This is a genomic window from Ascidiimonas meishanensis (genome assembly GCF_037782385.1).
In the GTDB taxonomy this organism is placed as follows: Bacteria; Bacteroidota; Bacteroidia; order Flavobacteriales; family Flavobacteriaceae; genus Ascidiimonas; species Ascidiimonas meishanensis.
Window position 1 is genome coordinate 296,734 of the sequence record NZ_JBBEXD010000003.1, and the last position, 12,353, is coordinate 309,086.

Genomic DNA, 12,353 nt, shown 5'->3' on the forward strand with positions numbered 1-12,353 from the left:
TTAATGCAATTTACGACAAAAACAAACTTGAATAAAATTTTGTATATTTGAAATGAATCTTCTCGGTAGAGAGGATTTTTTGTATTTAATAAATGATGAAGTTATGAGCAACGTATCTTATTACACCGCAGAGGGTTTAAAAAAACTACGTAACGAATTAGACCAATTAAAAAGTATAGAAAGACCAAAAGCTTCACAGGCAATAGCAGAAGCAAGAGATAAAGGAGATCTTTCAGAAAATGCAGAATATGATGCTGCCAAGGAAGCACAGGGCTTACTCGAGATGAAAATCTCTAAGATGGAAGAAACGCTTTCAAATGCACGTCTTATTGATGAATCTCAATTAGATACATCTAAGGTTTTGGTTTTATCTACAGTAAAGATAAAGAACCAAACTAATGGCATGGAAATGACCTATACATTGGTTGCAGAAAGTGAAGCAGATTTAAAAGCAGGTAAAATTTCTGTTAATTCCCCTATAGGGAGAGGTCTTTTAGGAAAATCAGTAGGTGATCTGGCAGAAATTAAAGTACCCAATGGAACCCTGAATTTCGAAATATTAGAGATTACTCGGTCTTAATTTTTCTACAAAAGAATTGATCCTTTACTGTTTTTCGGTGGAGGATTTTTTATTTTTACAAAGCACTAACGCTAAATAGTAAGAAATAATGCCAAGTATATTTACAAAAATAATTGAAGGTGAAATACCCTGTTATAAAATAGCTGAAGATGAACATTTTTTGGCATTTCTTGATATAAATCCTAATGCCAAAGGTCATACATTATGTATTCCTAAAAAGGAAGTAGATAAAATATGGAACCTTGATGATGAAACCTACACCGGACTTTTAAAATTTTCCAAAAAAGTAGCACATGCTTTAGAAGAAGTAGTTCCTTGTATGCGGGTTGCAGTTGCGGTAATTGGTATAGAAGTGCCACATACACATGTCCATTTAATACCATTGAATGACATGAAAGAAATGAGCTTTCAACACAAGGTGAAAATGAGTCCGGAAGAATTCTCACTACTGGCGAAAAAAGTAAGTGAAGCGGTTAAATAATTCCTTTATAAAATAACAAAGTGATTACGGTTGCTATTAGTATTATAAATAATACTATAATAATATAGGCTGCTGATGTAAATTTTAAAGAAGCCTTTTTAGGTTTTACCATTTTATCAAAATAATCAAATACCCGTTCTATATCATCTGTCCAATTCACAGGATAGATAGTAGATTTACATTTATTACATACAATAGTTTTGGTAACATTATCTGTAACCTTCATATAAAATCTATTGCTTTTAATGAGTTGATGGAAGTAGAGTATTAAATCTTCATTAGAAAAACATTCCGGGCAATTGTTAGTTAATTTTGCTTCTTTAATTAAAATATTCTTTTCTTTAAAAGTGGCCATAGGTTATCAATTTGGGGCATTATTCAATTGTTTTTAATGTAATTTGCATAGTAGTTCCCTTGTTGATAGCAGACGAATAAACTTTTACCTTACCGTTGTGATAGTCTTCAATTATTCTACGAACCAAAGAAAGACCTAATCCCCATCCTCTCTTTTTAGAAGTAAATCCAGGGTCAAATATTTTTTGGAAATTACCTTTGGGTATTCCCTTTCCGGTATCTGAAATACGTATATGAACATAAGGTTCTTTATGTATAACCTTTAACTTCAGAGACCCTTTTCCTTTCATAGCATCAATTGCATTCACAACGAGGTTTTCTATTGTCCAACTAAATAACTGTGAATTCATCTTAACAAACACCTGTTCATCTGGCGATTCAAAATGAAATTCAATCAATTTAGAACTTCTGTCTCTTATATACGTATAGGCCTCCCTAGTTTGGTTTACAACATCTAATTTTTCTAGTATGGTCTTAGAGCCAATCTTTGAAAATCGTTCTGTAATAATGTGCAATCTTGAGATATCTTTTTCTATTTCTGTAGTGATAGATTGGTCTATGTTTTCAGTTTTTAGAATTTCTGCCCAACCCAATAACGAAGATAGAGGTGTGCCTATTTGATGCGCAGTTTCTTTTGCCATACCAGCCCAAAGTTTATTTTGTTCAGAGGCTTTAGAGGTGCGATAGAAAAAATATACTACTGCTCCAAAAAGAATAATAATTAAAAGAAGAGCTAAAGGATAATATTTTAATTTATTCAACACTTCAGAATTACCATAGTATAGCGTAGCTAGTTTATTCCCTTCGTGAGTAATTTCAATAGGACTATTTTCATAAGAGAACTGAGTAATTTTTTTTTTGATAAACAAAGAATCAGCAATTTGCCCCTCTTTAAAATTACTGATAAAGGTAAGTCCCTCAATGTTTACCAGAATCATTGGGTTAGAATTATTTGACGCTAAAATAGTGCGTTCCAATTCAATATCTGCATCTTTGGGGGCAGTAACCAATGCCTTTTGTGCAGAAGCCCAAACCTGCATTTTGGTGCGTTCTTCCTCTTTGAATTTTTGAAAAAATGCATAGGTGTTCCATAAAATCAACGATACGATAAGGAAAGATGATAAAATAAGGATACTACGAATATTCCCACTTTGGTTGTTAAAAGTCATAGATGCTAAAAGCTTATTGATCTAAATATAAGGTAAAAGCTTTAAAATTATTGTCTATGGCTTTAAATGATTTTTACACCTGTATTAGTTTGACTATTTTTGTAGCAAACAAATTTGTTTCATGCTTTCTATAGAACCTAAAGAAATTTCAACAGGCAAATTGCACGGATATTTATTGGGAGCAGTAGCACCCAGACCTATTGCTTTTGCAAGTACCATAGATGAGAATGGAATCCCTAATTTATCACCGTACAGTTTTTTTAATGTATTTAGTTCTAATCCACCCGTAATGATTTTTTCGCCTAATCGCAGGGTTCGGGATAATAGCACAAAACATACTTATGAGAATGCAAAAAAAACAGGTGAAGTAGTAATAAATGTAGTGAATTATGCCATTGTACAACAAATGTCTCTATCAAGTACAGAGTATCCTGAAGGGGTAAATGAATTTGAGAAAGCTGGTCTCACTATGTTAGCTTCAGATTTGGTTAAGCCTTTTCGTGTTGCAGAATCTCCTGTACAATTTGAGTGTAAGGTGCGTGATATTATTGAATTAGGAAATGAAGGTGGTGCAGGAAATCTTATTCTTTGTGAGATTGTAAAAATGCATATCAATGATGCTGTTTTGGATGAAAATGAGAGAATTGATCAACATAAAATTGATTTGGTAAGTAGAATGGGAGGAAATTGGTATGGTAGAGCTAATAAAGGATTATTTGAAGTTCCCAAACCATTAGCAACCTTAGGTGTTGGAGTAGATGCAATTCCAGAAAATATTAGGTTAAGCAAAGTACTTTCAGGAAACGACTTGGGAATACTTGGGAATATTGAAAAAATACCTACAGAAGAAGAAATAGAAGCATTTGTATCTGGTTCATTGGAAACTAAAGCAGTTTTAAGTTCAGGAGATCAAAACAAATTGCATCTTTGGGCAAAAGAATTAATAAATAAAAATGAAGTGCTTTCTGCTTGGAAAGTACTTTTGGCAAAACAATTATTTTAACAATGGAAGTACAGGGAAAAATTAAACTTGTTGATGAGACTAAAACATATGGTAATAATGGTTTTAGAAAACGCGAAATGGTAGTTACCACAGAAGAACAATATCCACAACACATTATGATAGAATTTGTGCAGGATAAATGTGACCTACTCAATAATTTTCAGGTAGGCCAGAATGTAAAAGTTAGTATAAATCTTAGAGGAAGAGAATGGGTGAATCCACAAGGTGAAACTAAATATTTTAACTCTATACAGGGATGGAGAATAGAAAATCTTCAGGAACAGGCTCAAGGAATACCGGAAGTGCCACCTGCGGATGCTTTTGAACCTGCTACCGATTTTAAAGAAGAGGATTACGACGATCTTCCTTTCTAGGAATTCCTTTGAAATATTCAATTTAAAGTGGCTTGCTGAAAAGAGTATACCTCAATTTCAGTAGGCCTTTTTTATTTGTAAAAATGCTTGTGAATGAATATCACTACATTAATAGAAACCTTATTTAGGAAATATCTTCCCTCTCCTTTTACAATTGCTGTACTGTTATCGCTTTTTACATTGGTAATGGCATTTTTTTTCACGGGTAATTTTGGAGACCATAATCATTTGATTACCATTTTAAAGTATTGGGAACAGGGTATTTGGAATTCAGGATTATTGGTTTTTGCTTATCAAATGATGCTTATATTGGTTCTGGGGCATATTCTTGTTTTAAGTAGGCCTATGAGTATGTTTATAAATAAATTGGTAAGTAGCATAAGCAATGCGGGTAATGCGGTTGTATTAGTAAGTTTTTCAACACTCTTGGTCTCTTTTTTTAATTGGGGGCTCGGTCTTATTTTTGGAGCAATTATGGCGCGTAAAGTGGGTGAGCATGCGCAGAAAAATGAGATTCCAATAAACTATCCCTTGATTGGAGCTTGTGGATATGTTGGATTAATGGTTTGGCACGGCGGTATTAGTGGTTCTGCTCCTTTAAAAGTAGCCGAAAAAGGTCATCTCTCGCAATTAATGCAAGGTTTAAAATCTCCTGTAGATAATCAAATACCTAAATTTATTAGTACAGGAGAGACTATTTTTAGTGTATCAAATCTTATTATATTTGTCGTTTTACTATGGCTAGTTCCCATGGTGTTTTATAGAATTAATAAGACTGTTAAACCCACTGAGATTTATCTGGAAGCGTATCAAACTAAGCATAAGAAAGAAGCAAAGGCTAGTGGGTCTGAAAAATTAGATCGTTCTCGAATTCTTTCTCTTATATTTGGAGTGCTTATATTACTCGCCTCTTTTTTTCAATACAAAGGTCAGTTAACTAATTTGACGATCACTCCTAATTTTCTTAATATTTTTATGTTAGGCCTTGGAGTCATCATGCATAGAAATTTTAATGAATTCTTAAATGCTCTAGAAGAAGCCATTAAGGGAACCTCTGGGATTCTCATTCAGTTTCCACTCTATTTTGGAATTATGGGTGTAATGAGTAGCAGTGGTATGGTAGGAGATTTATCTGCTTTTTTTGTTTCGGTAAGTAATGAGGTTACCTTGCCCATATTTACGTTCTTCAGTGCGGGTATTGTTAATATTTTTGTACCTAGTGGAGGAGGACAATGGGCTGTACAGGGCCCTATTATAATTGAGTCTGCAATGAAACTAGGCGTGCCATTGCCTAAAGCAGTAATGGCACTTGCATATGGAGATCAATTAACAAATATGTTACAACCCTTTTGGGCATTGCCATTATTAGGAATCACGAAATTAAAGGCAAAAGAAATATTACCATATACATTGCTAATTATGATGGTAGGAATGTGCGTTTATATTATAGGATTGCTAATCTTCTAAATAAAAAAGTCCCGATAGGTTATATCGGGACTTAATGTTGTGGTTTTAGGTTTGTCTTTACACAAACTCAAAAAGCAATGATGAAAATATAAAGAAGTGCAAAGACATTAACAAATTTGATCAAAAAAATTAGAAAAACAAAGAAAAAGTATTTTTTTTTAGGAATAAAGAATTGAATACCATTAATTTAAAAGAATAGTATGTTTTATCTTACGGATAAATTAGAGTTTCCTCCGGCTCAGAGTGCTTCTGAGGATGGAATTGTAGCGGTAGGAGGTGATCTTTCTCCAGAAAGATTAATACTTGCTTATAATAGTGGTATTTTTCCTTGGTTTGAAGAGGAGGATATTATTTTATGGTGGAGTCCAGATCCTAGAATGGTACTGTATCCAGAAAAATTAAAAATTTCTTCTAGCATGCGAAAAATCTTGAAGAATAATTATTTTTCAATTACGTACAATCAAAATTTCAAGGAGGTAATTCAAAATTGCGCCGCAGTAAAGAGATCTGGTCAAGCGGGCACTTGGATTACTGAAAGCATGATTAAGGGGTACACTGCCTTACATGAAATGGGATTAGCAGTATCTGTAGAAGTCTGGAAAGACAAAGAACTGGTAGGTGGGTTGTATGGTATAGATTTAGGTCACGTTTTTTGTGGAGAGAGTATGTTTAGTAAAGTTAGTAATGCCTCAAAAGCTGCCTTTATTTCATTAGTAAAAAGATTAAATGGCAAAGGCTATAAGCTTGTAGATTGTCAAGTATATACAGAGCATTTAGAGAGTTTAGGAGCCGAAGAAATTGCACGTAGTGAGTTTCTTGAAATTTTAAATGGAAAAGATCAGAGACGATAAAAATAGGAGTACAGGCTCCGTACCCTTTACAAAGTTTTCAGATCTATATTCGGTGCCGGTTTGAAACCTTAATTTGTCCGTAAGAAGCCATCCTATCTGAATGGTAAGACGGTGATCATACGCTGGTAAAGATGCTTTCGCAACACTAAGCAACGCTTCGGTGGAAATGGCAAGATATGCCTCTCCAATATCTGTTTTTTCTCCATTAAGCGCAAAATCTACTGCAAATCTATACCGAAATCGATGAATTGTTTTAAGAGTAGTAATTCTTTGTTCTGCTCTTATTCTATGTCCAAAACGTATTGCTACGGGTCTTATAGCATAATTGTATTGCTGTGTGATTCTCAATTCATTAGAGCCGCCTTCAAAACCATCTCTAAACCTATATAAAATACCACCACCAAGACTTTCATTAGCATTCACTTTCCAGTTTGAGAAATGAGAAATATCTATCTGGCGGAGTCTTAATTCTGTTTGGTCATCAGTATATATAAAACTGCGTTTGCGAATCCCAAAGTTGTGCCGATAGTTAGAGGTCACAGCATAATTGAAAGAAACTTCAGGTTCCCAATAACCTATCAGATCAGATTGTGCATATCCCAGTTGGGAAAACAATATAAAAATTAAGATCAAAAAAGAACTTTTAATACAGAATGTGGTCATAAGATGCTTGGGCAAAAGGTCTTTCCGTTAAGAATTCACCGTTTTTATTAAAAGTTAGTTCTGCCATGCCTGACTCTTTTTCCTGAAATCTCCAGATTACAATCTCATAATTAATGAAATCTGAATTCCCGTTGTTAAAAGCAATTTCAGTAAGATATATCAAATCTGTATCTTTTTTATAATAGTATTGCTTTTGCAATTTTTTAATCGTGTATTTTTTGGTGTTTTGTTTGAGATAGCTTGAAATTGTTTCTTGTACTTTATCGGGTAACTCATTGAAATTCATTTCAACTTCAATATCCTCTAAAATTCCATTTATATCAAATTCTACGCTATACTTTTTACCATGTTTTTTAAACTTGGCTTCATAACTGGTTTTGCTGCTATCCGTTTCTTTGTAAAAACGAATCCTTTTGGCATCATGAAGATATTTTTGAAGTAAGTTTTCAGCATCGGTTGGAAACTCCTTTTTAGAAATTCTTGACTCCTTTTCATACTTTTTTTGTGCCATACTTTGGCAAGTGATAAAACAGCAAATAAAAACCCATAAATACTTCATGATAATTGCTTTACTTCATTGTAACGAAAACAAGATACTTCATGATCATTTACCATGCCTGTTGCCTGCATGTGTGCATAAATTACCGTTGTTCCAACAAATTTGAATCCTCTTTTTTTAAGGTCTTTACTTAGGGTATCAGAAAGAGGGGTGTTTGCTGGGGCGTTTTTATAATCTTCAAAACTATTTTGAATGGGTTTACCATCTGTAAAATTCCAGATATATTTGCTAAAACTACCAAACTCTTCTTGTACTTTCATAAATGCTTGTGCATTGGTAATGGTGGCTTTTATCTTTAATTTATTACGAATGATTCCCGAATTTTGCATTAACTCTTCAAACTTATCTTCTGAATAGGCTGCAATTTTCTTATAATCAAAACCATCAAATGCCGCTCTAAAGTTTTCACGTTTTCTCAAAATGGTAATCCAGCTCAGTCCAGCTTGAAACGTTTCAAGAATTAAGAATTCAAATAGCGTATCATCATCATAAACGGGCACCCCCCATTCCATATCATGATAAGCTTCATAAAGTGCATCTCCTTCACACCATCCACATCTTGATTTTCCCATAATATCAAAATTAATATAATACTCTGTAAGGATTTTTATTATTTACTACTAAAATACAACTTCCGCTTAATGCAGAAATTAATTAATCTTATTTTTGAATAAATTATGAATAGTCTTATGAATCAAGCACTGGTAAAGGCATTAGAAAGTGCAAAATCATATATGGAATATAGGAATTTGGTATCACATCATGTGGTATTGGGAACATCTACTGGATTTGATCAAAGTGAAGCTTTAAGCAACTATACCATGCTTAATGATCGTAGAATGAAAAGACTTGATAAAACGGTTAAATTAGCTCCCGAAATACAGGAAAGAGTAAAAGAACATTCAAAAAATGTTACTTGGTTAGTCTTAACTGAAAGTTGGTGCGGCGATGCAGCACACACCATCCCAATTATGGAAAAAATGGCCGCTTTAAATGATCAAATAGAGCTAAAAGTGAGCTTACGGGATGAAAACGAAGATTTAATGAATCAATATCTTACCAACGGCAACAAATCAATCCCTAAGTTATTAGTAATAGATAATGCTTCAGGTGAGGTTTTGAATACTTGGGGCCCCAGGCCATCTAAAGCTACCGCCGCAGTTGAAGCGTTTAAAAATCAATTTGGTACACTTACCCCAGAATTTAAGCAAGACCTGCAACTCTGGTATAATAAAGATAAAGGCCAAAATACAGCTGAGGATCTTTCCAAATTAATGATTCTGGAATGAGTATGTTATAGAGCCTAATTGATTATCCTTTACGCCCGACTCAAATTTAGAACGCAAAGCATAAGCAATAGCGTTATCTACTAAACAACCATTAGAAGAGTTTGAACTGGATTTATTGTGTGAGGCTTCCAACACGTTTCCGTACCTATCTACTTTAATATTTATAACAATCTTACCATTCTGTTCACAGGTATAAATAGGATTTGGTAATTTGGTATGCATTCTATCTTTTAAGGAATAACTAATGGTGGTGTTTCTTCTAAAAACATTTGTAGCTTTTTTTACTTCATCAGTAGTATTATCACCTTTGGAGTCTATAGTACGTTTCTTGATTTCAGATTTAGTAGCTACAGAACCACGCCCATCAGCAGAGGTGAGCAATTCATTTTCTGATTCATTTTGGGTCTCTTCTGAGCTGTCGTTAGATTCCTTATCGCTATTTTCAGCGTCTTCAGACTCCGTATTTTTTGCCTCCTCCATCAACTCTTCCAAAGTCTTGAATTCTTTGAGTTCTTCTTCAAACTTACTTTTAGCATCTTGATTGTATGCCATATGGGTTTTGGCAATATCATCCATAGGCTTTTCTTCTTCCATTGGAATTTCTTCAAGTAATAGCTCCTCCTCATCTAGTGCCATTTCAAAAAGATATTCCGGCTCTTTAATACCACTCAACGAGATATTAAAAAGGGTAAGTGCTATTAAGCACATTATAAAAAACGTAATTATAAATGATAATTGACGATTGTTAAGACTCATTTTCCTGTAACTTTTAGGGCGTAAAAAGCCTTTAAATATAGTAAATATTTTTTTTTAGTTTAAAAGTTGCTTTTCCAAGGCTTCAGGTGTTGTAGCTTCTATAACGTTGTAAGTACCTATTTTAGTTCGTCTTAGAGAAGAAAGATGTGCGCCAGAATGTAAACTAACACCAAAATCATATGCTAAACTTCTAATATAAGTACCCTTACTACACACTACCCTAAAGTCAATTTCAGGAAGTTCAATACGCGTAATTTCAAATTCATCAATAGTAACATCACGGGTATTAATTTGTACTTCTTGCCCTTCCCGCGCATATTCATAAAGGCGTTTGCCGTCTTTCTTTAAGGCCGAAAAAACGGGAGGTTTTTGTTGTACTACTCCTATGAAATTTTTGGTTGCCTTATGAATAGCTTCTGGAGTGATATGATCAATAGGGAAAATTGCATTTATGTCTGTTTCTAAGTCATAACTAGGGGTAGTGGCCCCTAGGGTAATAGTACCTGTATATTCTTTAACCATTCCTTGCAATTCATGAATGCGTTTGGTGAATTTGCCTGTACACAAAACAAGAAGTCCGGTGGCTAAAGGATCAAGCGTGCCTGCATGTCCTACCTTAAGTTTTTTAAGCTGAAATTTTTTACGAAGTATCCATCGTACCTTATTTACCACTTGAAAAGAGCTCCATGTAAGTGGCTTGTCTATTAACAAGACCTGTCCTGTTTTAATATTTTCTTCTGTAAATTCGATATCTACTGGTTTTTTAAGAATTCAAACATAATAGCTAATACTCCCACTACCAGACAATAAATGGCAAACCAGCTTAACTTACTCTTTTTAACTAGTTGAATCATCCAGGTGCAAGCTACGAGGCCTGAAACAAATGCGGCTAAAAATCCCACCGCAATTGGCGTGATTTGCGAAGTTTCAAAAGCAAGTTCCCCCGCCATCAAAGTTTTTGCGATACTACCAAAAATAAGAGGTACCACCATGAGAAAGGAAAATCGAGCCGCTTTGGTTTTATCTATTCCCAGTAAAACGGAAGTGGAAATAGTAGCACCACTTCTCGAGATGCCTGGAAGAATAGCAATTGCCTGTGACAAACCTATAATAAAAGAGTTGTTAAAAGTGACATTTTTAGAGGTGTCTTTAGCTTTATCTGCCAGAAATAATAACAAAGCAGTGATTAAAAGCATGACACCTACCAACTGTATGTTTTCACCAAACATACTTTCTAGTTCTTTTTCAAAAAAGATTCCTACAAAAGCTGCTGGAAGCATCGAGATTAAAATTTTAACAGAGAATTGCGATTCTTCATTCCAGGTAAATTGAAACAACCCTTTAATAATTTGGAAAACTTCTTTTCTAAAAATAACCAGTGTACTTAACGCAGTAGCAAAATGTAGAATAACAGTAAAAAGAAGACTTTCTTTAGGAACGGCATTTTCACCAAGAATTGCTTTACCTAATTCCAGATGACCACTGGAAGAAACAGGTAAAAATTCAGTAAGTCCTTGAATGATTCCTAATAAAATAGCATCAATAATATCCATAATTGGTATTTAATAGCTTGGAATGCTAATTTAGGCGCCTTTGTTTTTATCAGGATTGAGTAAAATAGCATAGATCTCTATACCAAAACCAATCAGTACCAAAGTAGGAGCCAGACGGATACGTCTGAAATTAAAGATTTCTGGATTAAATACATTAGGATCTTCATGTCCGCCACCACTCATCAATAAGAAGCCAATGGCGATAAATGCAATACCAATAAACATAAAAAGATAATTCTTTCGCTTAAAAATAAACTCTCTTTGTGCTTGTACAAGTTTCTTCTGCCCCTTCTCTTTTTTTTGAGATTCCTTCTTCTTATTTGCCATCTGTCTGAGGTCTTAATAGTAATTAGTTAATAATATAAATCATCTGTGCGCAAATTTAGAAAACGTTGCGTTGCAAAAAACGTACTTATCCAAGTAATTACAATACCTAGTATAAAAATACCTGTAAAAACAAATACCAATAAAATAGGTTCTTGTAATAAATTTAAATTGTTAAAGCGTTTGTCAAAGTAATACAATACCAGTGCCATAGCTCCTAGTGCAATAATTGCACCCAACATTCCTAATTGTACACTCTTTAAAATAAAGGGTTTACGAATAAAACTTTTGGTAGCACCCACCATTTGCATGGTTTTAATGATGAAACGTTTAGAATAAATGGAAAGACGAATAGAACTGTTAATTAATAAAACAGCAATAAAGGTAAAAATACCACTAGCCAATAAAATCCAGAAGCTTACCCGTTTTACATTTTCGGTAAGCAAAGAAACAAGTGGTTTATCATAAGAAACCTCAGAAACATAATCACGCGTGGTAATCTCAGTTGCAATTTCTTCAATTTGATCTAAGTTTAAAAAATCAGCATTTAAGTGAATATCAATTGAGTTTTGAAGCGGATTGTACCCTAAATAATCCATAAAATTTTCTCCAATAGCTTCACTATGTAATTCAGCGGCCGCTTCTTTCGAAATAAATTCAGCCGTTTTAGTATATTCTGCTAGCTTAAGACTCTTGAGTAATTGATCTATTTCTACTTCTTTGGCATTGTCTTTAATAAAAATGGTGATAGCAATTTGCTCTTTAAAATGATCGGCAAGCTTTTTAGTATTTAACACTAAAATAGCCAACATTCCTAATAAAAATAGTACGAGTGCGATACTCAGTATAACTGAAAAGTAAGAGGAAATCAGTTTTCTTTTTTGATACCTTTCAAAAGATTTGCTCATAAATTGCTCAACATATTGTTTG

The 12,353-nt window shown here is 33.7% G+C and carries 17 protein-coding genes; 7 read left to right on the plus strand and 10 right to left on the minus strand.

Annotated features, from left to right (window positions below):
* Positions 1-103 precede the first annotated feature (103 nt).
* Both greA and WBG07_RS06370 read left to right on the plus strand, forming a co-directional pair.
* A complete protein-coding gene (greA, locus tag WBG07_RS06365; protein ID WP_340199687.1) occupies positions 104-580 on the plus strand; it encodes a transcription elongation factor GreA in 477 nt (158 codons plus the stop codon).
* Between the two features lie 88 nt (positions 581-668).
* On the plus strand, positions 669-1,061 hold the full coding sequence (locus tag WBG07_RS06370; protein ID WP_340199688.1) for an HIT family protein: 393 nt from the start codon (positions 669-671) through the stop codon (positions 1,059-1,061).
* On the opposite strand, the gene WBG07_RS06375 is transcribed toward WBG07_RS06370, so the two are convergent.
* Both WBG07_RS06375 and WBG07_RS06380 read right to left on the minus strand, forming a co-directional pair.
* Positions 1,054-1,416 carry a hypothetical protein gene (locus WBG07_RS06375; protein ID WP_340199689.1) on the minus strand — a complete coding sequence of 121 codons (363 nt, stop codon included), beginning with the start codon at positions 1,414-1,416 and terminating at the stop codon, positions 1,054-1,056. The genes WBG07_RS06370 and WBG07_RS06375 overlap by 8 nt on opposite strands.
* A gap of 19 nt (positions 1,417-1,435) precedes the next feature.
* Positions 1,436-2,584 (minus strand): sensor histidine kinase, encoded by a 1,149-nt coding sequence (locus WBG07_RS06380; protein WP_340199690.1) that lies wholly within the window; start codon positions 2,582-2,584, stop codon positions 1,436-1,438.
* Positions 2,585-2,705: 121 nt separating this feature from the next.
* Between WBG07_RS06380 and WBG07_RS06385 the strand changes: the two genes are divergently transcribed.
* The 4 genes from WBG07_RS06385 to aat all read left to right on the plus strand — a co-directional run bounded on the left by WBG07_RS06385 (position 2,706) and on the right by aat (position 6,279).
* Positions 2,706-3,587 (plus strand): flavin reductase family protein, encoded by an 882-nt coding sequence (locus tag WBG07_RS06385; protein WP_340199691.1) that lies wholly within the window; start codon positions 2,706-2,708, stop codon positions 3,585-3,587.
* A gap of 2 nt (positions 3,588-3,589) precedes the next feature.
* On the plus strand, positions 3,590-3,961 hold the full coding sequence (locus WBG07_RS06390) for a DUF3127 domain-containing protein (protein WP_340199692.1): 372 nt from the start codon (positions 3,590-3,592) through the stop codon (positions 3,959-3,961).
* A 93-nt stretch (positions 3,962-4,054) separates the two neighbouring features.
* Entirely contained in the window at positions 4,055-5,428 is a 1,374-nt protein-coding gene (locus tag WBG07_RS06395) for a short-chain fatty acid transporter (RefSeq protein WP_340199693.1), read from the plus strand.
* A 200-nt stretch (positions 5,429-5,628) separates the two neighbouring features.
* Positions 5,629-6,279, plus strand: coding sequence for a leucyl/phenylalanyl-tRNA--protein transferase (gene aat, locus WBG07_RS06400; protein WP_340199694.1), 651 nt, complete (start codon positions 5,629-5,631; stop codon positions 6,277-6,279).
* Here aat and WBG07_RS06405 read toward each other — a convergent pair.
* The 3 genes from WBG07_RS06405 to WBG07_RS06415 are packed head-to-tail and all read right to left on the minus strand — an operon-like array spanning position 6,253 to position 8,073.
* Complete coding sequence (locus WBG07_RS06405) at positions 6,253-6,912, minus strand: DUF2490 domain-containing protein (protein WP_340199695.1); 660 nt, start codon at positions 6,910-6,912, stop codon at positions 6,253-6,255. The genes aat and WBG07_RS06405 overlap by 27 nt on opposite strands.
* A 10-nt stretch (positions 6,913-6,922) precedes the next feature.
* On the minus strand, positions 6,923-7,453 hold the full coding sequence (locus WBG07_RS06410) for a hypothetical protein (RefSeq protein ID WP_340199696.1): 531 nt from the start codon (positions 7,451-7,453) through the stop codon (positions 6,923-6,925).
* A gap of 44 nt (positions 7,454-7,497) precedes the next feature.
* A complete protein-coding gene (locus tag WBG07_RS06415) occupies positions 7,498-8,073 on the minus strand; it encodes a DNA-3-methyladenine glycosylase I (RefSeq protein WP_340199697.1) in 576 nt (191 codons plus the stop codon).
* A 117-nt stretch (positions 8,074-8,190) separates the two neighbouring features.
* Between WBG07_RS06415 and WBG07_RS06420 the strand changes: the two genes are divergently transcribed.
* Positions 8,191-8,790 carry a thioredoxin family protein gene (locus WBG07_RS06420; RefSeq protein WP_340199698.1) on the plus strand — a complete coding sequence of 200 codons (600 nt, stop codon included), beginning with the start codon at positions 8,191-8,193 and terminating at the stop codon, positions 8,788-8,790.
* Here WBG07_RS06420 and WBG07_RS06425 read toward each other — a convergent pair.
* The 5 genes from WBG07_RS06425 to WBG07_RS06445 are packed head-to-tail and all read right to left on the minus strand — an operon-like array spanning position 8,773 to position 12,331.
* Complete coding sequence (locus tag WBG07_RS06425) at positions 8,773-9,546, minus strand: hypothetical protein (RefSeq protein WP_340199699.1); 774 nt, start codon at positions 9,544-9,546, stop codon at positions 8,773-8,775. The genes WBG07_RS06420 and WBG07_RS06425 overlap by 18 nt on opposite strands.
* A gap of 54 nt (positions 9,547-9,600) precedes the next feature.
* Positions 9,601-10,296: a tRNA pseudouridine(55) synthase TruB gene (gene truB / locus WBG07_RS06430; RefSeq protein ID WP_340200074.1), complete on the minus strand. Its 696-nt coding sequence runs from the start codon at positions 10,294-10,296 to the stop codon at positions 9,601-9,603.
* Positions 10,297-10,298: 2 nt separating this feature from the next.
* Entirely contained in the window at positions 10,299-11,099 is an 801-nt protein-coding gene (locus WBG07_RS06435; RefSeq protein ID WP_340199700.1) for an undecaprenyl-diphosphate phosphatase, read from the minus strand.
* A gap of 30 nt (positions 11,100-11,129) precedes the next feature.
* Positions 11,130-11,426: a DUF3098 domain-containing protein gene (locus WBG07_RS06440; RefSeq protein WP_340199701.1), complete on the minus strand. Its 297-nt coding sequence runs from the start codon at positions 11,424-11,426 to the stop codon at positions 11,130-11,132.
* Between the two features lie 26 nt (positions 11,427-11,452).
* Positions 11,453-12,331: a cell division protein FtsX gene (locus WBG07_RS06445; RefSeq protein ID WP_340200076.1), complete on the minus strand. Its 879-nt coding sequence runs from the start codon at positions 12,329-12,331 to the stop codon at positions 11,453-11,455.
* Positions 12,332-12,353 lie beyond the last annotated feature (22 nt).